Consider the following 24257-nt stretch of genomic DNA (forward strand, 5'->3'; position numbering starts at 1 on the left):
GCCTCCATCGACGCAGCGAACACCGGCGAGACATCCCACAACTCCCGCCCCATACCAACCCACTGCGCACCCTGCCCCGGAAACACGAACACCACCCGGTCAGCACCAGCCGTCACCGACCCACGCACCACACCCGAACCGGCCACCTCACCAGCCGCCACCACACCCAACCCGGCAACAAGATCGGCAGACTCACCACCCAGGACCACGGCCCGGTCCTCGAACGCCGTACGCGTCGCCGCCAACGACCACGCCACATCCACCGGCCGGACATCCCCACCGACCGTGCTCAGACGACCGGCCTGACCCGCGAGCGCGTCCCCACCACGACCGGACACCACCCACGGCACCACACCACCCGCCACCAACACCGACTCAGCAGCCGACACCCCCAACCCCGAAGCCGAAGCAGGAGCAGGAGCAGGAGCAGGAGCAGGAGCAGGAGCAGGAGCCTCCTCCAACACCACATGCGCGTTCGTCCCGCCCATCCCGAAGGCACTCACTCCGGCGATGAGAGACCTGTCCGGGTGGGGCCACGGGCCGGTGCTGTCCTGAACGCGGAGCCGGAGGGCGTCGAGAGGAATGTTCGGGTTGGGGGTCCGGTAGTTCAGGCTGGGCGGAAGTTCGCGGTTCTGCAGTGCCAGTACCGTCTTGACCAGGCCGGCGATTCCCGCCGCGCCCTCGAGGTGGCCGATGTTCGTCTTCAGGGAGCCCACGCGCAGCGGTTCGTCGAAGGGCCGGCCCTCGCCGAGTGCCGCGCCGAGGGCGGCCGCCTCGACAGGGTCTCCGACCGGCGTCCCGGTGCCGTGGAGTTCGACGTACTGGACGTCGTGTGCGGCCGTCCCCGCGTTGCGCAGGGCGCGGCGGATGACGTCTTCCTGGGCGCGCGCGTCGGGGGCGGTGAGCGTGTCACCACCGCCGTCGTTGTTGACGGCGCTGCCCCGGATGACGGCGCGGATGGGGTCGCCGTCGGCGAGGGCCCGGTCGAGCGGCTTCAGTACGACGAGCCCACCGCCCTCGCCCCGGACGAACCCGTTGGCGCGGGCGTCGAAGGTGTAGCAACGGCCGTCGGGTGAGAGGGCGCCGAAGCGGTGGGGGTAGAGGCTGCTCTCCGGGGCGAGTTGCAGGTTCACACCGCCCGCGATGGCGATGTCGCTGTCACCGCTGCGCAGGCTTTCGCAGGCGAGATGGACGGCGACGAGCGATGACGACTGCGCCGAATCGAGGGTGAGGCTGGGGCCGCGCAGGCCGAGCAGGTAGGAAAGCCGGTTGGCGACGAGGGCGCGGTGCGTGCCTGTGAAGGACTGATGGGTGACCGCTTCGGGTCCGAGCGCGTGGAGGAGGGTGGCGTAGTCGTCATGTGCGGCCCCGATGAACACGCCCGCGCTGGTGGAGCGGGCGTGTTCGGGCAGGACGCGGGCATCCTCCAGCGCTTCCCAGGCGAGTTCGAGGACGAGACGCTGTTGGGGGTCCATGGCGTCCGCCTCGCGGGGCGAGATACCGAAGAAGCCGGCGTCGAAACGGTCGACCTCGTCGAGGAACCCTCCCCAGCGGGGTACGCCGTCCGCGGGCGTGCCCCCGGACGCGGCCGCAGACGCGTCTCCGGACGTGCCTCCGGACGCATCTCCGGACGCGGCCCCGGCGGAGGCGGCGGTGAGCAGCGGGCGATCGGCGGGAGTCGGACGCACCGCGCTGTCGCCGGCGCGCAGCAGGCGCCACAAGCCGTCGGGGTCGGGCGCGCCGGGCAGTCGGCAGGCCAGGCCGACGATGGCGATGGCCCGCTGGGGCGCGGCGTTGAGCCCGTACCGTGTGCGTTCTGACTCGCTCATTCCACTCCACCAGCTTGTTGGCCCAGCCCGTGTGGACCGCAGTCGACGGGTACGGCATGCGTAAGGCGCACGGCGTAGCCGGCGGTCCGCTCCAGCCGGTCAGGGGTCGGACAGCGGAGCGCGGAGCGCCGGGCCACTCACGCTAGGGGCGCATGGACTAGGGCGGCCCCTAGATTCATGCCGGGCCGCGCGATACCGGGGGCGTCCCGGGCGCGGTGTGTTTCGGGAAACGCCCAGACATGGGCGGGGGCACGGCATCGGGTGTTGCGCGTGCCGGGGTTCTCCCCTCTGAATGAGCAGCACCGTCCGCAGGGGCGGCGGTGATGTGTCCGGGTCTCGGGTCGGCGTACGCGGCTGCGCTTCGGCCGGTCCGGAGGAGGCGGAGGAATCTCATGACGAACGCGGAACTCGCGGACCTGCGCGATGCCCTGGTCAGGGTGCGCGGCAGCCTGGAGTCGCTGCGGCTGGCGATCGGTGATTCGCCGTACGTCCGCAGGCTGATGAACGATCTCGACCGGTTCCAACTGGACATGGAGGATGTCACCGGTGCCGGAGTTCGCTCGTCGGCGTTGCGCGGAGGCAGGTGCGGGCGGGAGGTCGTGCGGATCAGCGACGGCCCGTACGGGCATCTGGCGTGGCAGGACGCCGACGACGAGGGTGTCGGCGGTCATCGCCGCTGAGTGTGGGGGCGCGCCCTCGGTGGCCTCACCGGGGCCGCGGTCGCCCGGCTCCGAACTCCCCAGGTGATCCTGAGGAGTTCGGTGGCGGCACACAATGCCGCGACATCACTTCACGTACTCGGGTACGACACGGGGCGGCCAACTGCCGACCGTGAGGACGCCCGTCGAGTAGGCGCGGGAGACCAGCGCGGCGCGGTTGGGTGCCTTGAACCGGCGCAGCATCAGTCCGACGTGGTACTCGACGCCCTGGCGGCTGAGGTAGAGGCGCGAGGCGAGCTGGATGGTCGAGGCGCCGGTGGCCACGCCTTCCAGGATGCAGGCGTCCAGAGCGGTGAGCACCGGTTTCGGTTTGGCGGGGCGCTCCGCGGCCTCGGCCGGCTCGTCCTCCGGACTCATCAGGACGACGACACCTGACAGGTCGTCGCCCTCTCCCTTGACGGCTATGCCGGTGATCTCCGCGGAGAAGACACGGTCGTGCCCGCGCATGGCGACCACGCGCTCGACGAAACGGCTGCCGTGGCCGTTCGAGAGGCGGGTGAAGTGCTTGGGCAGGACGTTGCGGGCGCTCGGGTGCAGGACGTCGTAGATGCTGCGTCCGCAGATTTCCTTAGACGGCCGGGCCACATGGCGGAAGAAGTCGGCGTTCGCCGCTTCGATCCTGAGGCCGGCATCCAGACTCGCCATTCCGGTGACGTGGGGTTGGGCACTGTGCCGCCGGTCTCCTCCGCGTGTACTGCGCGATGCTTCGGGAAGGCCACTGACCATTGCCGACCTGTCGGCGTAGGGGAGCATGGAATTCCTCTCCTGAACGTCAACGGGAAATCTCTCTTTGACAGCGAAAGGCGGGGCAGAAAACTGCTGTCATTAATTTTCTATTTTCTTTCTTTCCGCGCCGCTGCCGGCGACATTAGGTCGGCCGTGCGCAATGAGTCAACGACGGTCGGGGCCGGCGGCGAAATACTGCGGTGCCCCTCACGGCGGGTTCGGTCATCGCGCGTAGCTTTGCGGGGCGGACCGGTTCGGTACGGTCACATCCGCACCACGTGGCGAAGTGTGCACAGCCGCCACCCGCGTTGCGCCGGTGCGTCGGGGATGTATCGCGGATGAGAACGGGACGGCGGACGCAACATTCCCGCCTGCGGTTTCAGCCGAAGACCGGACATCCGTAACGTGAGCACCCACAAGTGACAACATCGACTTCACCGACCCGTGAAGACCCGACATGACGATCCAATAACAACAGCAGACGCAGGGTTTAGAGACGGTAGAACGGGGAACGACATCGTCCCACATGGACCGGAGGCGAGGATTCCGCCCGACTTCATCGCTATTCCCTCAAAGGAAGACGCACCGCGCGGCCGACGCAGTCCATTACGTCGCCCGTGCGATGCGGCGATAAACAAGCCTTGCGGGGATGAATCACGGAGAACGCGACCAGGCCTCCCGCCCTCACGGCCACGGGTGTCTGAACGTCTCCGCGGACAAACGTCACGTCCCGGTCGTCACCCCGTTCGGCCCGCCCGCACCACTCCGGACGGATACCCGTGCCCGCGTGCGGCCGCGTGACTCATCCCGCCCGCCCCAGGTAAGGCGAGGCCTCACTCAAACAGGTGTCGGTGGGCTTGGCTCCATGCCGACTTGTCTTCGAGGTCCCGCAGATAACCGTCGGCCACCCGGGTTGCCTGGGGTTCGTGCCCGGCATCGGCCAGCCGCTGCACTCGTTCGGCGTTCTCCCGCTGCTCACGGATGACGGCGTCGACGATATCGGCGCTGGAGAGGAGGCCGTAGGCGGTGCAGAACCCCTGCATACGCCGACGGCGGTCGAGCGGTCGCGGATGGCGGAGCCGGCCGGTGCACTCGGTGTCGTCCGTGCGACATCCCGCGAGTTCCCCTGAGCCCCGCAGAGTCCTTGTCCCCGCGGCCAGGGTGTTCTGTCTCCTTGGGAGGCTCTTCGAGTTGGTGACGTAACTTCAGGATTCTTGAAGTGTTCTCACTTCGTCCGATCGATCCGTGATCGAGGTGAAGGTGAGGAGGCTCGGGTTGGCGCTGGCAGCCGTACGCGACCTGCGTGAGTTCCGGGATCCGGTCTCGACGGAGGAACTGGAGCAGTTCGAGACCGACGTGCTTGCCGGGTTCGCGCTCGCGCGAGCCTCGGCGGGCCTGGCGGACGGCACGATCCGCGGGGATGTCGGACACCTGGGCCAGATGCGGGCCTGGTTCGGCCGGCCGCTGTGGGATAACCGAGGACGAGGTGCAGCCTAAGGCCTGTCCCGTAACTGATCTTCGAATGGGTATGGGGGGAGGTCGCTCGTTGTCCTGCTCGCTCGTCTATCCGGTGCGAGCGAGGTTGTGGAGGCGGGCGATGCCGCTCATGGCGTCCTGGGCACCGTCGCCCTTGAGGCGGCAGTCGCGCAGGATCTTCCAGGTCTTCATCCGGGCGAAGACGTGCTCGACCCGAGCACGGACCTGCTTGTGGGACTTGTTGTGCGCCTGCTTCCAGTCGGGGAGGTTCGCCTTTGCGGCGTCGATGGGGCATCACGAGGCCGGTGCCCGGGTAGCCGCCGTCGGCGATCGTCATGGTGTTGCCGACGGCGGCCTTGGCCCCGGATTCCACCCATGCCTTGCAGTCGTTGCGGTTGCCGGGCACCGGTCGGCCGACCACGACGACCAGGCGGCTGTCGGCGTCGATGACGACCTGGTGGTTGGTGGAGTACCGGTAGTTTTTCGACTGCTCGGCGACCGTGTGGTCACGGGTGGGAACCAAGGTGCCGTCCACGATCAGCACGGTCTCCCTGCGGAATCGCTTGCGCTGCCGCAGTGCCAGTAACGGCCCGAGCTGATCGACGATCCGGTCCGCAGCCGACTTGGACACCCCGAACAGCGGAGCGAGTTGCCGCAGCGTCAGGTTCGTTCGCCAGTACGCGGTGACCAGCAGGACCCGGTCCTGCAGCGACAGGCTCCACGGCCGACCCTTGCGGACCGGGTCCGCACCTTCGCACCGCAGTGCGGTGACCAGCTTGCCGAACTGCCGCGGGCTCAGCCCACGGGGCTATCCAGGACGGCTCGGACGCCGTGATCACACCAGACACAGCAAGATCATCTCAACTGCCGGCCATTCGCGGTGGCCTCTCCGGCTGGCTCCGTGCGCTTTCAGTAGCAGCGTTCGTCTGCTTGCTTGAGCAGCGGTGGCCCGAGGAGTGGGGCCGAGGAAACGGCTTTGCGCCCTGTGTGATCGACGTGGATGCTGGCTCGCCGGAGGTACTCAAGATGATCAACGTTGTGTTGAAGCTGTCAGCCCGTGATTTGGTGCGTGCGGACCTGGCGTCGTGCGGGTGGGCAGGGTCTGACCACCACCTGGCCAGCGTCGCCAAGCAGTTGGAACGTGTCCGGATCGGCGAGGTCGACTACCTTGCGGTCTGTCCTGCAACGGACATCCCTGTGGCGAAGGGCGGCGTCGACTACCAGGTCAAGGAGGGTGTCGGCACTTTGTGGCAGCTGGCAGTCCACCCCGCATTGCAGTCGTGCGGGATCGGCACGTTCCTTGTTGAAGCGGCAGAACAGCGGATCAGGAACCGCGGTCTGCGGCAGGCCGAGCTTGGTGTGGAGGAAAGCAACCCCCGGGCACGCGCGCTATACGAAAGGCTGGGTTATGCCGCGTACGACCGTCAGCCGGACTCGTGGGACGTGCAAGCCCCTGATGGATCGTTGCGCCGCTACGAAACGATGTGCACGTTGATGCGGAAGGAACTCACGTAGGCTCATGTCACCTTCGCGGGATCTGTCAGCGGACGCGTCGTTCTTCGCCCTGCCCGCGCATGCCGCGGGCGCGTGCGTACTCGATGGAACGCAACCGGACGCTGTGGGGCGGCTTGCCCGACGGTGAGAGTGTGCGGGACGTGGCGAGGTAACCCGAGCGGTCACGAGCCAGGCATGAACTGCACATAGGTAGCTCGGCTCTCTCCGCAGCGAGTTGAGAGACTCACGTCATGGGATCTTGGGGAACCTTGGGGCCGGCGCTGTTGTCTCTGGCCGGTGTTGCGCTCGGCGCCGGCGGGTCGTTGTTCGGCCAGTACCTGGTGTCACGGGCGAGCACCCGGCAGTTGGAGATACAGGAGTCAGCCGCGCACCGTGCGGAGCTGAAGAACGTGATCCTGAAGTTCCTGAGCATTGCGTCGCAGGTGGAGAAGGCGGTGCTCACGTCCCCACATGTCGGCGTCAGCGCGGCCGATCCGGTGATCGACCGACTCGTCGACGACTTGTGGCTCGCGCACGCGGAGATCGACCTTTCGGCCAGAAGCGAGCCCCTGCGGGGTGCTGCCTACCGCTATGCGGCCCGCCTTGCAGAGGTGGCCCGAGGAGAGCTGGCCGACGCGTCCGCGCTGCGCGGGCCGCAGGTGCAGTTCTTTGACGCCGCGTATGACGACATGTGGCCCGGTCAGCGACGGGCAGCCGGGATTCCCTCACGCCCCGGTGAGACGTGACAGGGATGAGACGATCTTGCCGCGGTTGGTGTGATCACGGCGCCGGAGTCCTCCTGGATAATCCCGTTCCCCGGGCTGAGTCCACGCTGTTGCAAGCTGATCGCCGCGCTACGCCACGGCGGCGCGGATCCGGTGGCACGGTCGCCGCGTTGGGGGTGTTCCAGGTGGCCGGGTCACCGAAGACGAACTCGCCGCCGTGGCGGGGCGGACGGCCCCGGGTGCCCGGCCGGCGGGGCGGCGCCGCCCGGCGCAGGACCCGGTCCGAGCGCATCCGGCCCAGCACCTGCACCGGCAGATCCTTGAGCAGGTAGGCCGGCCGGGGCACGTCGTATCCGGCGTCCACCACGATGAGGACGTCCGGGTCGCCGTCCTTCCACTGTCCGGCCGCCATCAACCGCTCGATCAGCTCGCGCATCTGCCGGGCGGTGACCGTGGCGGCGTCGTCGCCTGGCACCAGACGCAGGGCGCCCAGCGGCGCGGTCCACGAGCTGCGGCCTGCTTTAAGCGCGCAGATCACCGAATACGGCCAGCCAGGGACGGGGATGTGCTGGTCCTTGCCGCGTCCGTAGGTGTGGCACAGGATCCGCTCGGGTGAGGTGTGAGCATCGGGGCGCAGCCAGCAGGTGATATCGGCGGCCAGCACCAGACGGCCGTCCGCCGCCCGCGGCAGCACCACCGTGGCCAGGGCCCGCCGCAGCCGGGCGATATCCACCCGGCCCGCGGCCAGAGCGTCGTAGAGACCGCCATGTCCGCGGCGATGCTCGCCCACCAGAGACAGCTCCACCAGTGAGCGGACCGGGCCATCTGCACACAGTACGGCGTCGGCCAGTTCGAACAGTGCATCCGAACGCCTGGTCAGGCACGAGTAGAACTCGCCCCGGAAGCGTGACAGTTCCGCGAACGGCTCCTGCCGGACAGCAGGGTGCAACAGACTCATCCCACGGCCTTCGTGCTGGGTGTGTGCGTTCCTTGGTCGGAGCACATGGTCAGCCGAAGGCCGCCTGCACGTACGGCAGTTACCAACCCGAGTGATCAAGTACGAGACACCGTTCGAGCCCTCAGGTTAAAGATCAAGTTAGGCAACGACGACCGCGACGCCGGAAGGGACGAGGACAGCTCGTACGAGTGCAGCAGGTGAAGAACGCACAGTTCATGGGCTCGACGGTGCGCACGTCACTGTGCGGCGCCGAGCAGGGAAGCCGGACAACTGTGATCCAGGCCGTGGTCACCGTGCGCGCTGGTCGACGAGTGCGGCCAAGCCGTCCAGGATCCGCTGCAGGCCGAAATCCCATGCCTGGTCCTGCCCGCGGGACTGGGCAGATGAAGCGAGGGCCGCAGTGAGCGCAGGGAATCGCTCGCCGTGCGCCTGCATCAGATCGCCGAGGATGGCGCCCAACTGGGCTTCGGGGTTGCCTGCGGGGCCTGCCGCACGGGCCTGTTGGGTGATGCCGCGTACGTGCCCGACCAGCAGGACAGCCGCGTCCATCCGCTCGGCACCGCTCAAACCGGTACCGTCCAGGGCGGACACGGCATGCTCCAGCCAGGACAGCTCTCCAGGCCCCATGACCCGCGGCCCGACAGTGGCGTCCAGCACCCAGGAGTGCTGACGAAAGACAGTGAGCAGTTGGCGGGCCCATTCCTCCAGCTGCGCACGCCAGCCACCGCGCCGCGCCTTTGCCGCCGGGTAGGCGCCGATCGCGGCGTCCACCATTAGAGCGACCAGCTCGGCTTTGCCCGGCACGTACCGGTACAGCGCCATCTTGGTCACGCCCAGTTGCGCGGCGACCCGCTGCATGGACACATCGGCCAACCCCTCCGAGTCGGCGATCTCGATCCCGGCCCGCGCGATGCGGTCCAGGTCGAGTGTCGGCCTGGGGCCTCGCGTGGGCTTGGGGTGCGGGCCCCATAGCAGCCGCACCACCTCGGCGTGCTCGCCACCCATGTCTGCTGCCCCTCCTGTCCTGCCTTGTCGAATCAACTGTGTCTAAGGTACACAGTAAATATCAGTGTCCATGGGACACAGTTTTTCGAGCGGAGGCAACCCGTGAACAGGAACGTCCTCATCTCCGGCGCGAGCATCGCCGGCCCGGCGCTGGCCTACTGGCTGGGACGCCACGGCTTCCAGCCCACCGTCGTCGAACTGGCCCCGGCCCTGCGCGAGGGCGGTCAGGCCGTCGACTTCCGCGGCGAAACGCATCTGACCGTGCTGGAACGCATGGGCCTGCTTCCCGAACTGCGCCGCATACAGACCGGCGGCACCCCGATGCGCTTTGTTGATGAACGAGGCCGCACGCTGCTGGACCTGCCAGCCCAGTTCGCCGGCGGTGAGATAGAGGTGCTTCGCGGAGACCTGGCCCGAGTGCTCTACGAGCACAGCCTCCCCCATGCCGAGTACATCTTCGGTGACTCGATCGTCAGCCTCACCGAGACCTCCTCCGGCATACGGGCCGACTTCCAAAGCGGAATCTCGCGCGACTTCGGCTTGGTCATTGGTGCGGACGGACTGCACTCCAACGTCCGTCGTCTCACCCTCGGACCGGAGGAGGACTACGTGAGCCACCTCGGCTACTACGCCGCGACGTGGCAGCTGCCCAACGACCTGGGAGCGGGAAAGGGTTCGGTCGGGTACAACGTGCCGGGGCGGCTGGCCTCCGTCGGCACCGACCACCGGGATCCGGCACGGGCGGGGGCATTCTTCGTGTTCGCCGCGCCGAAGCTGTCGTACGACCGCCACAACCCCGAACAGCAGAAGCGTCTGATCGCAGGCGCGTTCTCCGGCCTCGGCTGGGAGGTACCCCGCCTGCTGGCCTCTCTGCACCAGGCCCCCGACCTGTACTTCGACTCGATCAGCCGGGCGGACGCGGATACCTGGTCCAGCGGGCGCGTGTGCCTCGTCGGCGACGCCGCCTTCGGGGCCACCATCGGCGGCATGGGCACGGGAACCGCGGTGGTCTCCGCGTACGTACTGGCTGGCGAACTCGCGCAAGCCCAGGGCGATCACCGGGCAGCCTTCGCCCGCTACGAGAGCAGGCTCCGCAAATACGCCGAGGGCTGCCAGGCAGGCGGCGACCGCGCCGGGAAGTTCCTCGCCCCCGCCACCGCCACCGGCATACGTCTCCGCAACAGCCTGCTGTCCCGGCGCCTGTTCCTGAACGGCATGCTCAAGCTGGGCGAGAAAGTCAGCAGCACCGTGGCCCTGCCCAACTATCCAGCCGTCAGCTGGTGACTGACGCGGTCTTCACTGAGGGGAGGCCCTGTAGTGGTGGGGGGCCAGCGGCTCTCATATAAATGAGTAGTTCTGAGAGGCCACGGCCCCCGCCGGACCGTGTCCGGTTTGCCCCCGATCTTCGTTCTCACAACCTCTCGCAAAACAGCCTTCGCACAATGGCCCCTGGGAAAGCTTCTGCGACATACCAGCCCTCACCGAACCGGCCGCAGCCGTCGAACAGTTCGACTGCCCTACCTGTTCCGTCCCCGTCGGAAGCACCTGCCGCACCCGCGGCGGCAAGGTCGCCCCGAAGTACCACACCCCGCGCTTCATGCTCGTCCCCCAACTCCGCGCCGAGCTCGAAGTCCGCACCCCCGCCGACCACGGCCCCGGCCGCGCGTGGGAGATGGGCCCGGCCATCGACGCCGCCGTCCTGGAGGCCGTGACGAAGCCCACGAGGGTGGGTTACGCCCGTTGCAGCACAGCTCAGCAGGAACTCCAAAGCCAGCTTGACGCCCTCCACGAGGCCGGGTGTGACCCGGTCTTCTCAGAGAAGATCAGCACCCGGATCAAGGTACGGCCGGAGTTCGTCAAAGCGATGGACTTCGCCCGCACCATCAAGAAGGCCGTCCCGCACCAGCGGGTGATCTTCACCGTGCACGAGATGAAGCGGCTCGGACGCGGCGCCGCCGAACTGCTGACCACCGCCGAGGACTTGCGTCACCACGACATCCAGCTCGAACTCCTCACCGGCCCCCTTCAAGGGGTCTATGACCCGTCCGGGCACGGCGCCGCCCTGTTCGCGTTCTTCGTCGGCATGGCCGCGAACACCCCTCGGTCGCCACCGTCTACCGGGGCGCGGCCGCATCCGCCGCCACCACCGGACGACGGCTTCGGGCAGGCGCCCGGGAGGGCCGCCGCCATCACGGCGGCGACCCGGGACCAGCAGCGCCGCCACCACCGGACGACGGCTTCGGGCAGGCGATGTCGTCACGGAGGGGCAAGGGAAGCCGCGCCGTGGACCGTCATCGATTCACTCGTTCGTTTGCGGCAGGCCTTGTCAGGTGCGGCTCCAGCGCTGATTGCTGCCGTTCGAGCAGGAGTAGAGCTGGACCGAGGTGCCGTTGGCCGTGCCGCCTGAGACGGCGTCGAGGCAGAGGCCTGACTGGACGCCGACGATGGATCCGTCGGAGTTGAGGCGCCACTTCTGGTTGTCGCCGCCCCAGCAGCCGTAGATCTGGACTTTGCTTCCGTTGCCGGTGCCAGCGGCGTCCAGGCACTTGTCGCCGTAGACCCTGAGCTCGCCGGCGGCGGTGTACGTCCACTGCTGGTTGGTGCCGTTGTGGCAGTCCCACAGCTGGAGCTGGGTGCCGTCGGCGGTACTGCTGCCGGGCACGTCCAGGCAGCGGCCTGAGCCGACGCCCTTGATCGGTCCCGAATCCGACGGGGGCGTGGAGGAGCCGCCGTTGAGGGCGTTGAGGACGGCGGTGTAGGCGGGCTTCTTGCTGCCGTTGCCGTTGAACAGCAGCGGTGTGTGCTCCGGTCGCCAGGAGTCGCTGTCGCGCACGCCCCAGACGGTGATGCCGAGGCAGCGCGGGACGGCCAGGCAGTCGTTGATCACGTTGGCGTAGGTCGTGGCCGAGGCGCCCTGGATGTCGAGCTCGGTGATGGCCACGTCAACGCCGAGGGCCGCGAAGTTCTGCAGGGTGGTGCGGAAGTTGCTGTTGTAGGGGCTGTCGTTGTTGAAGTGCGACTGGAAGCCCACGCAGTCGATCGGCACACCGCGCTGCTTGAAGTCCCGGACCATGGCGTACATGGCCTGGGTCTTGGCCCAGGTCCAGTTCTCGACGTTGTAGTCGTTGTAGCAGAGCTTGGCGGCCGGGTCCGCGGCGCGCGCGGTGCGGAAGGCGACCTCGATCCAGTCGTTGCCGGTGCGCTGCAGGTTGGAGTCGCGCCGGGCTCCCGAACTGCCGTCGGCGAAGGCCTCGTTCACGACGTCCCACTGGGCGATCTTGCCCTTGTAGTGGCCCATCACGCCGTTGATGTGGTCGATCATCGCCTGGCGCAGTGTGCCGCCGCTGAGGCTCTGCATCCAGCCGGGCTGCTGCGAGTGCCAGGCCAGGGTGTGACCGCGCACCTGCTTTCCGTTCTGCACCGCCCAGTTGTAGACGCGGTCACCGGCGGTGAAGTTGAACTGGCCCCGCTGCGGTTGGGTGGCGTCTATCTTCATCTCGTTCTCGGCCGTCACCGAGTTGAACTCCCGGCCCGCGATCGCCGTGTACGCCGAGTCGCCCAGCCTGCCCGAGGCGATGGCGGTGCCGAAGTAGCGTCCGCTCTGCGCCGCCGCGGCGCCGAGCGTGCTCTCGGCGGCGTGCGCGGACGGCGGGGCGACCAGTGCGGCGGCCGCACCGAGGACGCCGACGAACAGCGCCAACAGCAGGCCGCGGATCTTCCGGCGGATATCGGGGCCGGGAAGGGCGTACAAGCCCATGACTGTGCCTCCAAGGTAGACATCACGGATGGACTGAAGCGCAGGGGAAGGCGTCGTCCGCTCCCACTCGCCGGACGTACGGGTCGGGCCGGAACCCTGGCGGCGCGGAACACCGCAGACCGCGGTCATGGGGCCGGGACGACCTCGACCGGCGTGGCCGGCACTCGGTCGGCCACCGGGTGGCGCGCGGTCGGCGGCAGCACTGTCTTTCGGCACGGTCACGGGGCACTCCGTAGCGGCTCAACCGGCGGACCGTCACGCAGCGTCGCGCATCTCTCCAATCGCACGAGAGCCCGGATGCGCTGGTGCGAACCTCACCGGAACGAAATGGGGTGGCGCGGGGTGGTTTGGTGCGCGGATCCGTCGTGCGGGGGTGCGTGGATCCGCTGTGCAGCACGGTCTTTACTCAGGGCCGACGCGGCTCGACATCACGGTCTGTGGTGGCCCTCCCAGACAGGGATGATTGAGGGATTGACGATGAATCGTCAATACTCCCCGCACAAAAAGTTTCAGTTCTTCGCTCGAAACATTCGAAGTTGCCTCAGGTCCGGCAGCGAGCCCCCGGGGTCACTGCCGACGGATGCCGCGAGCCCCCGGCCGGAACCGGGACAAGTGTGCGGACGCGGCGGGCATCGCTCACTCAACCGCCCTGACCTCACCTCTTGGACCGGCGGGCCGTATCGCGGCTTCCGGCGTGGCTCCGGTCGGAGTCGCACCCCGCCAAGCCCAAGGGGAGAAACCGTTTGTGGACGGATCGGCGACAGGCCTTGACCAGAGGGCCCCCTATTTCTAGCTTGTGGCGTCAAAGATTCTGAGAAACCTTCGAAAGTTTCGAGACTGCCCCTCCCCCGGTACGGCCGCTCCTCCGGTTCCTCGGCGTCACCCCACCCCGCCCAAGGAGGCATTCCGATGTGGTTTCGCCACCCCTCCCCGGTCCGCCCAAGACGCTTGCCGGCCGTCCTCTCACCCTTGCTGCTCGTGCCGCATTCCTCGGTGCCCAGCCCGCTGCCGCGGCGATCCGTGGACCCCTGCGCCTCGTATGTGCTGGTCAACGGCGAACTGATCCGCACCGGCCCCGATCAGACCATGACCGTCGATCCCTGCGATCTGCGGTTGCTCTACCAGGGGCGCAGCCCCGGCTCGGGCGCCGACCCCAGCCTCCTGCCCCACCGTCCGGGGCTGCTGACACTGCAGCGCTGACGGCACGAGGGGCGTCCGGCCCCGGCCCGGAGCCGGCGTGGCGGGCTCGGCGGAAGGCCGGGCCCGCCACGGTCACGCGACGACGTCAGCGCTCAGCGGCGCCGGAGCGCGGGATCGGCAACGCTCACGCACCAGCCCGGGGCCATGCCGTGACGCGGTGCCGCCGCCGGTGGCACCGCGTCACGGTCCAGGCGCACCGGATCTCCCGGTGCACCGCGGCGGACGAACCGGACAGTCGCCATGATGCCGCTGATACCTCGATGCCATCGATGCGGCTGATGCCGCTGCTACGGCTGCTACGGCTGGTCGGCCTCGACCGGCATCCGATGACTGCAGGCCGCGGTGCGGCGGCCCGCGGCTTGCTGCACGCGGCGTCGGCGTTTCGGCCATTTCCTGCCCGCAGGCGCTCCAAGCCAGACCAGGGATCCGACGCCCGCAGGGTTCCCTGACGCCGGAAACAGCGGGGTCCCCAGCACGACCGAATGACGTGTGTTCGATATCGAGGCCGCGTCGTTGGACCTCACGACTCCGCTCCAGCGACCGTCCTAGGGGGAACGATGACTTCGGCCATCACGCAGGATCAGCCGTCGCGACCACCGAAGGGCACCTTGCGGGACGACGAAGCGCCGGGGGCCGGTGTTCGAGAGGAGGAATTCCTCTACCGCGACGAGTCGAGGCTCCAGGCCGGCTCCCTGCTGACGTCCCGCACCATGGCGCGGCGCCTGCCCTCGCTGGTACGGCGCTCGGTGCAGATGGCCTGGCGGGTGGACCGCGGCGCGACCACCGGTCTGCTGGTGTGCCAGATCGGTACAGGCGTCCTCGCGGCTCTCGGCCTGCTGGCCGTCACGGGCACGATCACCGCGCTGGTCTCCTCGGGCGACCTCACCGAGCGGCTGTGGGACGCCGCTCCGCAGCTGGCCGTGATCGCCGCCGCCACCGGCCTGCGCGCGCTGCTGGGCATCACCGTCGTCTGGCTGACCGGACGGCTGCGACCCGTCCTCGGCCGGGCCGCGGAGCTGACGATGATCGAAGCCGCGCTCGGCGCGGAGCTGGCCGCCAACAACAAGCCCGGCTACAACGACGCCTACGACATCGCCGACCGCGGCGCCCAGGTGACCCCCGACCTTGTGGAAGAGGCACAGGACGTCCTCGCGGCGACCGCGACGCTCACGGCCGGCGCAGCCGTGCTGACCGTCCTGCACCCGCTGCTCCTTCCCCTTCTCTTCCTCGCGTGCCTGCCGCAGGCCGCCGCCTACGTCCGGTCCGCTCGGGTGATCTACCTCGCCGGGCTGGAGACCTCCGGGCGGCGCCGGATGCTGGGCAAGCTGCGCTGGCACATGGCCTACATGGAGTCCAGCGAGGAGATGCGCGCCTGCCTCGCCGGACCCTTCCTCATCGGCCGCTACCGGAAGCTGGCCGCCTCGGTCAACGCGGCCGAACGCAAGGCCGCGAACACCGGCGCACTGATGGGACTGGCCGGGGCCGTCGCAGGCGGAATCGCGTCGACCGCAGTGTGGGCGGCGCTGCTGTGGCTGCTGGCCTCCGGCCGCATGAGCCTGGCGGCCGGAGGCGGCGCCGTCTTCGCCCTCCAGACGGCCACCGGCTCGGTGCGCGGCATCATCAACGGCGGAGCCCGCCTGGTACGCACCGGCTGGTACGTACAGGACTGGCAGAACTTCCTCGACAACGCCCACGGCCAGGCCATGACCGACTCACGCGGCACCGCGCCCCTGCCCGCGGCCCCGGAGCGCTTCGAAGTCCGGGACGCCACCTACCGCTACGACGGCGCCCCGAAGGACAGCCTGCGCGGCGTCTCCCTCCACGTGCGGCGCGGCGAGATCGTGGCGCTGGTCGGAGAGAACGGCTCCGGCAAGACGACCCTCTCGCGTCTGCTGTGCGGGCTGTTGCTGCCCACCGAGGGCGAGGTGGCCTGGGACCACGCCTCCACGGCGGACCTGGACCCGTGGGGGGCGTGGGAGCACGTCGCTCTGGTCCCGCAGAAGTTCACGTACCTGCCGCTGACGATGCGCGACAACATCACCTTCGGGCAGGGCGACACCAGCGACGCGGCCCTGCTCGCGGCGTGCGACGCGTCCGGAGCCGCGGAGATGCTGCCGGGCCTCCGCTCCGGTCTGAACACCCTCCTGACCAGTGAGTGGTTCGGCGGACAGCAGCTCTCCGGCGGGCAGTGGCAGCGTCTGGTCCTCACCCGCGCCTTCCACCGGCAGGCGGCGCTACTGGTGATGGATGAACCCACGGCCGCCCTCGACGCCCGCGCGGAGCACCGGATCTTCGCCGGTCTGCGGGAACTGGCCAAGGACCGCGCCGTCCTGCTGATCACGCACCGGCTCACCAACGTGGCCGTCGCCGACCGGATCGTGGTCCTGGACGAGGGCCGGATCGTGCAGGAGGGCACCTACGACCAGCTCACCCGGGAGCCGGGGCTCTTCCGGTCCTTGTGGAAGCTGCAGCGCCGGATGAGCGGCGGCACCGCCTGATCACCACTCCCGGGCCCACGCCGTGCACACGCCCGCCCGCCGTCCTGAAAGGCAGAGCCAGTGACCTCTCCCATCTCCCCTTCGGATCACGTCGCACGGCGTGCCGCCCCGTCCGCAGTGCCGTGTGCCTCGTCCCGGCACGCGGTGTGGGTCGGCGCCGCAGCGATCGTCACCGACCAGATCGGCCGCGTCCTGCTGGTGCACCCCACCTACCGTGAGGACGACCGCTGGCTGCTGCCCGGAGGCGTCGTGGAAGCCGGCGAACACCCGCACATCACCTGCCGGCGCGAGATCGCCGAGGAACTGGGCCTGGCGGACCTGCCCCTGTCGAACGTGCTCGCCGTCCACTCCCTTTCGCCGCACTGCCCCGGCATCCCACCCGGTGCGTCCTGTCCCGGAGAGATCCGGTACGTCTTCGACGGCGGAACCCTCACCTCCGACCAGGTGGAGGCGATCCGCCTCCCGCGCGAGGAGCTGTCCGGGTTCGCCTTCCTGGAGACCCGGGACGCGGTGGAGCGGCTACGCCCCGTGGACGGGCAGATCATGCTCGCCGCCTACCGTGCCCGGCTCGGGAACACCGCCACCGCCCACCTCGCCGACGGCCGGCACATCCTCGACGTCCCGCCGCTGGACCGCCATGACGTCCACGTCCGCTACCGGCCCCTGTGGGACAGACCTCTCAACCGCGACCCGGTCCCCGAGCGGCTTCCCGTGCGGCAAGCCTGGGCGTGGTGCTTCGTTCCCGACGGCCGGGTCGTCCTCGTGGCCGACCCCGGTCCTCGGGGTGCGCTGCCGATGCTGCCCGGCGGCACCGTGGAGAAGGCCGACACGACGCCCGAGGACACGCTCCACCGCGAAGCGGCCGAGGAAGCCCAGCTCACCCTGACCGATCCGGTGCGACTGGGCTGGGTGCTGGACGAGACCGGCGAGGTCTACGGCGGAGTGGGGCCCAACGCCCGGCTCCGCCTGGCCGCCCGGGTCACTGCCATCGGGCCGGCGGCCGTCGACCCCGCCACCGGCCGCCCGTTCGCACGCCTGCTCACGACCCCCGCCCAGGCAGCCGCCCTGCTGGGATGGGGCCCGCCCGGAGCGCGGCAAGCCCAGTTCGCCACAGAGACAGCCCGGGAGCGCTGGGGCCTGCCCACCGCTCCCCCCGCCGCCGTCGAGGAGGTCCCCCGGGAGGGCATGCGGCTGAGCTGACGCCCACGCTCCGGCGAACGCTGGATCACGTAGTGGACCTGCAAGGTGTGGAGGAGGTCACCGTTGTCGTCGGCCGCGTGCGCGAGCCTCTCGATCAGTTCGACCGGGTCGGCACCATCCTCCTTGCCTGATACGTCGGACAGGAGGGCGGCTGGTCCACCGCCTGCCGCTGCGTCGATCTGCCCCGGGAGGTCACGCATGCGGCGAGGCGGACTGCCGTGCCTGAGGCGAGACTTCGAGCACGGGTCGGACTTGACCCTCGACCTTGTCGAGGGCTCAGAGTTCCGGGTGTGGAGAGCGAGATGCACAGCATCGGAGAGATGGCCCGGGACAGTGGACTGAGCGTGAGTGCGCTCCGGTTCTACGACCGCGCCGGTGTACTGGTCCCCGCCTCGGTGGACCCGGTCAGTGGCTACCGCTGGTACGCCCCGGGGCAGTTGGACGAGTCCCGGTTGCTGGCCCGTCTACGCCGGGCCGGCATGCCCCTGGCGGACATCCGGCTGGTACTGGCCGGCTGGTCCAACGCGGACACGGACCTGGTGCGCGGGCTCCTCCAGGCGCACCTGCGCCGACTCGAACGGGGCCTGGCCGAGGCCCGGGCCGAGTTCTCCACGCTCCGAGCACTACTCGACCACAGGGAGAACCCCATGACCTCGCTCGGCACGACCGCCGTCGATCTGTCCGTCCCCGCGCCTGAACTGGCCGCCGCGCTGGACGCGGTCCGTTTCGCGGCCGGAACCGATCCGGAGCTTGTGATACTCGGCGGGATCCTGTTCGACGTCGAGGGCGAGCGACTCCATCTCGTGGCCACCGACCGGTACCGGCTGGCCGTCGCGCAGGCACGCACCATGTCGCACCGCGGCCCTCGGACGCGGGTCGTCGTGCCGCTTCCGCTCGCCGACGCGATGCGGGCGCTGCTGACCGGTGACGAATCCGTCCGGGTCTCGGTGGGCGACGGCCGTGTGGCGCTGGAAACCGGGGACCGGCAGGTGGCCGGTCAGAGCCTCGCTGGCGACTTCCCCGACTACCGTCGTCTTGTCCACCTGCCGGCCGGTCGCCGGGCCCGTATCGACGCGGTGGCCTTCCGGGAGGCGCTGCGGACCGGTCCCGTGCGCGCGAGCGAGACCCGTGAGCGGGACGGCGGGCCATGCGACCTCAGCGTGCTCCGGGTGACCGAGAGCGGGACGGTGATCGTGTGCGCCGACGGTGACGACGACCCGGACAACGTGGCCGTGAACCGCGCGTTCCTGCTGCACGCGCTGGCCGCCGGCGCCAGGGACGAGCTGATCCTGGAAGTCGGCGCGCCCACGGCACCGTTGGCGATCCGCCGCCCCGACGACGAGAGCAGCTTCTCGATCCTGATGCCGGTTCGCCTGACGGACTAGCACGGCCGACGCGGCCGGCCCTGATCGGCCCACAACAGGGTGGGCAAGGCGTGCCGGATCTCGTCGGTGTCGAGGTCGCGAGCCAGGTAGGCCCCTGGTGCCCTTTCGGGGGCGGGGAGGTCACACAGATCCAGTTCCCGCAACAGGTGTTGTCGGAGTGGCGAGAGCCGGCCGCTGGGAACGAGCATGCCTCACGTATGCCCGTGCCGTATGCGACGACGGTGACGACGGCGAGAAACGCGAGACCGTCGTTGGCTGGGCACCGTGAGTCTCAGCAGATCAAGTCGCCCGACATCCCAGGCTCGTTGGCGCCCGTGGAGAGGGAGACCTGCTTGACCTTGCCGGTGTAGTCTCCGACGGCCCCGTCCTCCGTGGACCCGTCGGAGTAGTAGAGGGCGGACGCCCAGGGCTCGGGGTCCTTCTTCAGCCCGTCCAACAGTCCTTCCATCGTCGCCGTACGGAAGTTCGTGTTCAGGCAGCCGCCTTCCAGGTACGACCAGTCGGGGTTGACGCCCTCGGTCGGCTCCGTCGCCGTCGCGTCGGACGGAAGCAGGGAGAGCGCCGCCTTCCGCGCCCGGTCCTCGTCGACGGGGGACGAGAAGACGATGTCCACGTTGATGAGGTGCTTTTTCAGTGACGCGGCGGGCGGGACGGCGGCGCAGACGACCTCGTCCTTCGCCAGGCGGTAGGCCACGGGGTCCGAGTCGGGCATTCCCAGCTGTGCCGCGCACTCCTTGGACCACGAGACACGCGGATAGCGTTCGTCCCACCAGGTCACCGGTGAGGCGAGTCCCCGGCCGCTGCGGTCGTCCTCGGACGGTCCGCCGAGGGTCTGGTCGGGAAGAGCGGCTTCCTTCAGCGGAGCGACGCGGGGGCAGAACTCCGTGCGCAGGAAGTCGGCCATCGCGGCGGCCTGGTCCTCGGTCGCGCCGCCCGCCTCGTCCGAATACCGGATGCCTTCCCAAGTCCGATAGCCGACGGCCACGTTGCGGCAGGTGGTGACCTGGACCGTAGCGAGTCCGCGGCGGTCCTCCAGGCTGGTCTCCACGCCCGCACCGAGACCATAGTTGTTGGCGTCGCCGACCTCGCCGAGCCGGTTGACGAGGGCGTCGTCGACACCGGCGGCGGTCAGGAAGTCCTCGATCGAGGTGTCGTCCCCGGTCGCCGTCTCCACCGGCGCGTCCGCGTCCTCCTCGTCGGCCCGTGCGGTCGGCTCCGTCCCGCTCCCGTCTTCCTCCACGGTCGAGGTGCGGGCGTCGGAGGGCTCGGTGTCGCTCCCGCAACCGGCGACGGCGAGCACGGCGGCGACAAGCAGAGCGGCACCGGCGGGCCGGCGGTATCGGGACATGGGGCGACTCCGTGTGCGATGAACAGGCTGGGCAGGTTGGCTGGTTACATGAAGGGGCGGCCGCGGAACTCCGGGTCCGCGGACTCGGAGGTTCGTCCGATCACGTCTGCGGTGGTACCGCACCGAAGGACCCGAGGGCGGCGTTCGTGGCGCCGGCTCTCACCTCGGCCTCTTCTTCGGTCGGGCGTCGTCGGCTCCGGGCAGGGGACGCGCACCCTGCAACGGGTTCCTCGCTTTCTTCCCCTGGCGTGTCTTCTTCGCCGGCGACGACTTCTTCGCGGCTGCGGTCTTCTTCGCGGCTGCGGTCTTCTTCGCGTCCGCGGCCCCCTTGGCCCGCCGGGTCTGCCTCGGCTTCCCCGGCTGGGGGCCCGGTCGGCTGTCCAGCCAGCGGCGAGTGGTCGCCATCTCGGCCACGAGCTGTGTGCGTTGCGGTTCCGGCAGCCTCGTCAGTGCCTCCTCCGCCCGCGCCATGAGAGCCGCGGCCTGCTTCGTTCCCCGTCTTTGCCGCGCGCTGCGCAGAGCATGCCGAATCTCGGTATCGCGGGCCTGGGGAACACCGGCGAGATCCTTCGACTTCGGCTTCGGCGGGGACGCGGGCCATCGGACGAAGCCGCCCCGGACATGGACGATGGTCTCGCGCTGGGCGGGCTCCTCGCTCCGCCGCGCGGCGAGCTGACCGTCAGGCGTGAGCGTCAGCCGCGGCGGGGGCGTGCGGGACGGCACCCCGTACACGGCGTAGGCGCGGTCCGCCTCACGCTGGCACCACCGCTTGAGCACCGCCGCCGTCGCGGGCACCCCGCAACCGACGGCGGCGACCACGTCTCCCACATAGGGCGGCGGGTCGCTCTCCCCGGTCCTGATCAGCGCCGACAGCAGCGGGCTTCCCTCACTGCCGCCGGTCGTCTCCACGGCGACCAGCAGTGCGACACGGTCCGGGACGGGCAGAGCGAGCAGATCGCTTCCGGCGGTTCGGGCCAGCGCCTCCCAGGTGGGCAGGGTCCGGAACCTCGCGGCGCTCACCAGCGCGTCCCTCAGCGCGAGCACCTGCTCCTCGCGGGACCGCCGTACCGGCGCCGCCCCGCGCCCGGCTCCCGCCCCGGTGGCCGGACCCGCACCCGAACGGCGGCGCGGCTCCACTCCCGGGAGCCGGAGCCCCTCCGGGGTCATCGCACAGACGTCGAGGGGCACCCAGTCGGTACTGTGCCGGGGGTCCTCCGCCCGGAGCCGGATGCGGCGCACCGCCCCGTGCGTCTCGAAACGGAAGCGGAGCAGGTAGCCGTACTCGTCGTACAGCTCCTCCATGGTCTCCGGGTGGGCGGTGCCCGGACCGAAGACCCAGTCGAGGGTGGCCGAGTCCCGGGAGAGCCGCCGACGGGCCTGCTGCCACTCGGCGTGCGCGAGCCTGCTGAACTGAAAGCGCACATGCTGCTGCCCGGCCGCGCCGACCCGGAAGTCGACGGCGTCTCCGGGGCCGGTTCCGAGGTCGCGTGACGTGGCGCGGCCCTTCAGCCTGTTGCGTCCGGCCCAGGCGGCGAGGTCGTCCTTGATGAAGAGGTGATCCGCGCTGGCCGCCCCGGTGGCCGTACGGTGGCAGGAGGTGTGGGGCCGGTGGGCGAAGTGGCACACCTTGTCGCGGTACAGCCGATCCGACAACTCGTTGCCGCAACCGCCGAGCTGGGTGCCGCACCAGTAGGTGTAAGCGGGGTGGCGGCGACGCCAACGGGTCAGTTCGTCCGCGTCCGTCGGCAGGATGATCGCGCGCCCGGAGTTCCGGCCCCCGATCACCGCGGTCTGCACGAGTCTGCCGTCTGAGCCGTTCACACGTTCCCCCCAGGCCACACGCGCCTGCCTGCCGAGGCAGCGGGCGGACGGGCGACCGTTGATCGGCAACAGTATGTGACCCATGCACTGACTTCACAAGAGGTTCACATCCCCTTGGGGCATGCGAGCCGCCGCCCACGAGGGCCCCATGCCGCACCTCATGGAGGACGCCTCGGTGCGCGCATCCCCGGACGGGTCGCCGCCCCCGCTGTCGCCGGTGGTGCTCAGGGACAGCGGCTAGCTAGTGCCGGAACGAGGTCAGGCCCGGGTGTGATCTCGCGCCGGTTGCCGGCCCGGCACCGCCCACCGGACGTCGGAGCGGCCGGCGCAGGAACTCAGGGGGCTTCGCAGGTGATCTCGTCGCGGGGGGTGTAGTGGGTGCGGAACGGCTCCCGCTTCACCACCTTGCCGTCGTTGTAGAAGACTCGTTCGACGGTGACGTCGAAGCCTTCGAGCGGGGTCTGCGGCACGCACTTCTCGTCGGCGCTCACCCTGTGCTCCGGCGGCTTCACCTGCGTACGGGGCCCCTTCACCGACTCGATCTCGTCGTACTTCCTGGTGCCGAGGAAGGTGACGGTCACCGAGGTGTCGGTGGACTCGGCCTGGATGTAGATGGCGTTGCCTGAGTCGTTGGTGAACCTGAGGTCGAGGCTGCCCCAGGCGACCGTTGCCTCACGTCCCTCCGGGTAGCGCTCGATGTAGAAGGAGTGGGCGCCGTGCTCGACCGGCTTGACCCCGGCGAAGAACATCGCGTTGAACACGGTCGTGGCCATGGCGGAGACGCCACCGCCGGGTGCCTCGGTGAACTGGTCGTCGAGGATCATGATGCCGTCGACGAAGCCGTTGGCCTGGGTGCGCTCCCCCACGGTCCGGTTGAAGCTCCAGGTCTCGCCGGGCAGGACGACGGAGCCGTTGATGAGTTGCGCGGCCCGCCCGATGTTCTTCGTGCGGTACGCGGCCGGTTCGAAGTTGACGGTGAAGGAGGACATCTTCTCCGTCAGCCCCAGCCGAGCCGCGTTCTCGCGGGTCACCTCCGGCTGGATCCGTTGCACGGCCACTTCCCCGGTACGAGCAGCGCCCGCCTTCGTGAGCAGCGGCAGCACGGCCCTGCTCAGCGCCTGGTCGGTGACCCGCATGCCGGTGCGGGCATCGTCGGCCACCACGACCCGGTCGCCGTCCAGCCGCAGTCGGGCGTTCTCGGCCGTGGTGGTCAGGCCGGCCAGCGGGCCGGCCACCGCGGGGGCGGACCGCAGCCCCTTGCCGTCCAGCTTTGGGATCAGTTTCCCGGAGTCGTCCGGCCGCATCGTCAGGTACTCGCCCACGACGGCAGGGCTGATCGTGAACTGTCTGCCGCCCGTGGTGAGCGTGATGGGCGCCGACATGGCCGGCTGTGCGAAGTCGCGCACCGCCCTCCGCACCTCGGCCGCCGCCACCTTGGGCTCGGTCTTGCGTGCGGGCAGTGCCGTGATCGTGTCCGCCGGGGCGCGCAGGAAGGCTGCCCGCAGCGAGCCGACCGCGGCGTCCACGTCCAGTGTGTAGCCACGGCGCGGGGCGATCTGCTCGACCCGGCCCTCCTCGAAGGTCACGGCCCCGTCGCGCACCTTCTGGTCGAGGCTGCGACCCAGTTTCCCGAGAGCGGTGCGGGCCTTGCCCTCGTCGAGACGTACAACCGGCTCGATGTCACCGCCCTCGCGGAAGAAGGCGCCGATCACGCTGAACGGATCGGAGGTCGTGCGCGCCGCCCGGTCGACGGTCTGCTCGGCGTCGAAGGTGAGTCCGGCCTGGCGGGGGTCGACGGTGCCGCCGCGGTCTCCGACCTTCACGGCCAGCTTCCGCGCGCCGGCCATTGCCAGGCGGTCGTCCAGTTTGCGGATGGCTTCCGCGCGGCTGAGGCCCCCGATGTCCACGCCGCGCACCGTCGTGCCCGCTTCGATCTCGCCACCCGTGATGAGCAGCCCGGCCAGGTACAGACCGCCAATGCCGACGGTCAGCGCACCGCCTGTGAGGGCGAGGGGCGGCACGGAGGCTATTCGAGGGCGCATGGGTCTCCCGGACCGGGGATCGGCAGGCGGTGCACTCGACGAGGCAGCGCCATGGACGGGCAGCTCCCCAAGCT

At 69.7% G+C, this 24257-nt stretch carries 17 protein-coding genes and 4 pseudogenes; 11 read left to right on the forward strand and 10 right to left on the reverse strand.

Going from position 1 to position 24257, the window contains the following annotated elements; genetic code table 11:
• Window positions 1–1829 (reverse strand): type I polyketide synthase (locus tag AC067N_RS25655; RefSeq protein WP_478681230.1); only part of this gene is annotated, 1829 nt, incomplete at its 3' end.
• A gap of 392 nt (window positions 1830–2221) precedes the next feature.
• Between AC067N_RS25655 and AC067N_RS25660 the strand changes: the two genes are divergently transcribed.
• Entirely contained in the window at window positions 2222–2509 is a 288-nt protein-coding gene (locus AC067N_RS25660; RefSeq protein ID WP_478681231.1) for a hypothetical protein, read from the forward strand.
• Between the two features lie 105 nt (window positions 2510–2614).
• Here the strand turns inward: AC067N_RS25660 and AC067N_RS25665 are convergent, their stop codons facing one another.
• Entirely contained in the window at window positions 2615–3193 is a 579-nt protein-coding gene (locus AC067N_RS25665; RefSeq protein WP_478681232.1) for a helix-turn-helix transcriptional regulator, read from the reverse strand.
• Window positions 3194–4107: 914 nt separating this feature from the next.
• Window positions 4108–4317, reverse strand: a complete 210-nt coding sequence (locus AC067N_RS25670) for a hypothetical protein (RefSeq protein WP_478681233.1) — start codon at window positions 4315–4317, stop codon at window positions 4108–4110.
• A 202-nt stretch (window positions 4318–4519) separates the two neighbouring features.
• Between AC067N_RS25670 and AC067N_RS25675 the strand changes: the two genes are divergently transcribed.
• Window positions 4520–4771 carry a hypothetical protein gene (locus AC067N_RS25675; protein WP_478681234.1) on the forward strand — a complete coding sequence of 84 codons (252 nt, stop codon included), beginning with the start codon at window positions 4520–4522 and terminating at the stop codon, window positions 4769–4771.
• A gap of 66 nt (window positions 4772–4837) precedes the next feature.
• Here the strand turns inward: AC067N_RS25675 and AC067N_RS25680 are convergent.
• Window positions 4838–5598, reverse strand: a pseudogene (locus tag AC067N_RS25680) (transposase).
• Window positions 5599–5776: 178 nt separating this feature from the next.
• On the opposite strand from AC067N_RS25680, the gene AC067N_RS25685 reads away from it, so the two are divergent.
• Both AC067N_RS25685 and AC067N_RS25690 read left to right on the forward strand, forming a co-directional pair.
• On the forward strand, window positions 5777–6265 hold the full coding sequence (locus AC067N_RS25685; protein WP_478681377.1) for a GNAT family N-acetyltransferase: 489 nt from the start codon (window positions 5777–5779) through the stop codon (window positions 6263–6265).
• Between the two features lie 230 nt (window positions 6266–6495).
• Window positions 6496–6990, forward strand: a complete 495-nt coding sequence (locus AC067N_RS25690; protein WP_478681235.1) for a hypothetical protein — start codon at window positions 6496–6498, stop codon at window positions 6988–6990.
• A gap of 106 nt (window positions 6991–7096) precedes the next feature.
• On the opposite strand, the pseudogene AC067N_RS25695 reads toward AC067N_RS25690, so the two are convergent.
• Together AC067N_RS25695 and AC067N_RS25700 are read right to left on the reverse strand one after the other, a co-directional pair.
• Window positions 7097–7927, reverse strand: a pseudogene (locus AC067N_RS25695) (transposase); the annotation flags it as partial.
• 288 nt (window positions 7928–8215) lie between these two features.
• A complete protein-coding gene (locus tag AC067N_RS25700) occupies window positions 8216–8932 on the reverse strand; it encodes a TetR/AcrR family transcriptional regulator (RefSeq protein ID WP_478681236.1) in 717 nt (238 codons plus the stop codon).
• Between the two features lie 102 nt (window positions 8933–9034).
• On the opposite strand from AC067N_RS25700, the gene AC067N_RS25705 reads away from it, so the two are divergent.
• From AC067N_RS25705 to AC067N_RS25715, 3 genes and pseudogenes are all read left to right on the forward strand, one after another.
• Window positions 9035–10216: an FAD-dependent monooxygenase gene (locus AC067N_RS25705; protein WP_478681237.1), complete on the forward strand. Its 1182-nt coding sequence runs from the start codon at window positions 9035–9037 to the stop codon at window positions 10214–10216.
• 184 nt (window positions 10217–10400) lie between these two features.
• Window positions 10401–10562 (forward strand): annotated as a pseudogene (locus AC067N_RS25710) (zinc finger domain-containing protein); the annotation flags it as partial.
• 78 nt (window positions 10563–10640) lie between these two features.
• Window positions 10641–11339, forward strand: a complete 699-nt coding sequence (locus tag AC067N_RS25715; protein ID WP_478681238.1) for a recombinase family protein — start codon at window positions 10641–10643, stop codon at window positions 11337–11339.
• Here the strand turns inward: AC067N_RS25715 and AC067N_RS25720 are convergent.
• Entirely contained in the window at window positions 11259–12689 is a 1431-nt protein-coding gene (locus AC067N_RS25720) for an endo-1,4-beta-xylanase (RefSeq protein ID WP_478681239.1), read from the reverse strand. The genes AC067N_RS25715 and AC067N_RS25720 overlap by 81 nt on opposite strands.
• A gap of 1050 nt (window positions 12690–13739) precedes the next feature.
• Here AC067N_RS25720 and AC067N_RS25725 point away from each other — a divergent pair.
• From AC067N_RS25725 to AC067N_RS25740, 4 genes and pseudogenes are all read left to right on the forward strand, one after another.
• Window positions 13740–13889: pseudogene (locus tag AC067N_RS25725) on the forward strand (non-reducing end alpha-L-arabinofuranosidase family hydrolase); the annotation flags it as partial.
• Between the two features lie 557 nt (window positions 13890–14446).
• Window positions 14447–16387, forward strand: coding sequence for an ATP-binding cassette domain-containing protein (locus AC067N_RS25730; RefSeq protein ID WP_478681240.1), 1941 nt, complete (start codon window positions 14447–14449; stop codon window positions 16385–16387).
• 60 nt (window positions 16388–16447) lie between these two features.
• Window positions 16448–17587 (forward strand): NUDIX hydrolase, encoded by a 1140-nt coding sequence (locus tag AC067N_RS25735; RefSeq protein WP_478681241.1) that lies wholly within the window; start codon window positions 16448–16450, stop codon window positions 17585–17587.
• 302 nt (window positions 17588–17889) lie between these two features.
• Window positions 17890–18972, forward strand: a complete 1083-nt coding sequence (locus tag AC067N_RS25740; protein WP_478681242.1) for a DNA polymerase III subunit beta family protein — start codon at window positions 17890–17892, stop codon at window positions 18970–18972.
• A 271-nt stretch (window positions 18973–19243) separates the two neighbouring features.
• Here the strand turns inward: AC067N_RS25740 and AC067N_RS25745 are convergent, their stop codons facing one another.
• The 3 genes from AC067N_RS25745 to AC067N_RS25755 all read right to left on the reverse strand — a co-directional run bounded on the left by AC067N_RS25745 (window position 19244) and on the right by AC067N_RS25755 (window position 24183).
• A complete protein-coding gene (locus tag AC067N_RS25745; RefSeq protein WP_478681243.1) occupies window positions 19244–20320 on the reverse strand; it encodes a hypothetical protein in 1077 nt (358 codons plus the stop codon).
• Window positions 20321–20479: 159 nt separating this feature from the next.
• A complete protein-coding gene (locus AC067N_RS25750; RefSeq protein ID WP_478681244.1) occupies window positions 20480–22141 on the reverse strand; it encodes a hypothetical protein in 1662 nt (553 codons plus the stop codon).
• Window positions 22142–22476: 335 nt separating this feature from the next.
• Complete coding sequence (locus tag AC067N_RS25755) at window positions 22477–24183, reverse strand: VanW family protein (RefSeq protein WP_478681245.1); 1707 nt, start codon at window positions 24181–24183, stop codon at window positions 22477–22479.
• Window positions 24184–24257: the final 74 nt, after the last annotated feature.

This window comes from Streptomyces sp. NPDC042364 (genome assembly GCF_056437585.1).

Excerpts from the sequence above, each read along its gene's own strand:
- AC067N_RS25745 (WP_478681243.1), bottom strand. The coding sequence starts at position 20,320 with ATGTCCCGATACCGCCGGCCCGCCGGTGCCGCTCTGCTTGTCGCCGCC.
- AC067N_RS25740 (WP_478681242.1), top strand. The coding sequence starts at position 17,890 with ATGCACAGCATCGGAGAGATGGCCCGGGACAGTGGACTGAGCGTGAGT.
- AC067N_RS25660 (WP_478681231.1), top strand. The coding sequence starts at position 2,222 with ATGACGAACGCGGAACTCGCGGACCTGCGCGATGCCCTGGTCAGGGTG.
- AC067N_RS25690 (WP_478681235.1), top strand. The coding sequence starts at position 6,496 with ATGGGATCTTGGGGAACCTTGGGGCCGGCGCTGTTGTCTCTGGCCGGT.
- AC067N_RS25700 (WP_478681236.1), bottom strand. The coding sequence starts at position 8,932 with ATGGGTGGCGAGCACGCCGAGGTGGTGCGGCTGCTATGGGGCCCGCAC.
- AC067N_RS25755 (WP_478681245.1), bottom strand. The coding sequence starts at position 24,183 with ATGCGCCCTCGAATAGCCTCCGTGCCGCCCCTCGCCCTCACAGGCGGT.
- AC067N_RS25685 (WP_478681377.1), top strand. The coding sequence starts at position 5,777 with ATGATCAACGTTGTGTTGAAGCTGTCAGCCCGTGATTTGGTGCGTGCG.
- AC067N_RS25665 (WP_478681232.1), bottom strand. The coding sequence starts at position 3,193 with ATGGCGAGTCTGGATGCCGGCCTCAGGATCGAAGCGGCGAACGCCGAC.
- AC067N_RS25730 (WP_478681240.1), top strand. The coding sequence starts at position 14,447 with ATGACTTCGGCCATCACGCAGGATCAGCCGTCGCGACCACCGAAGGGC.
- AC067N_RS25670 (WP_478681233.1), bottom strand. The coding sequence starts at position 4,317 with ATGCAGGGGTTCTGCACCGCCTACGGCCTCCTCTCCAGCGCCGATATC.
- AC067N_RS25720 (WP_478681239.1), bottom strand. The coding sequence starts at position 12,689 with ATGGGCTTGTACGCCCTTCCCGGCCCCGATATCCGCCGGAAGATCCGC.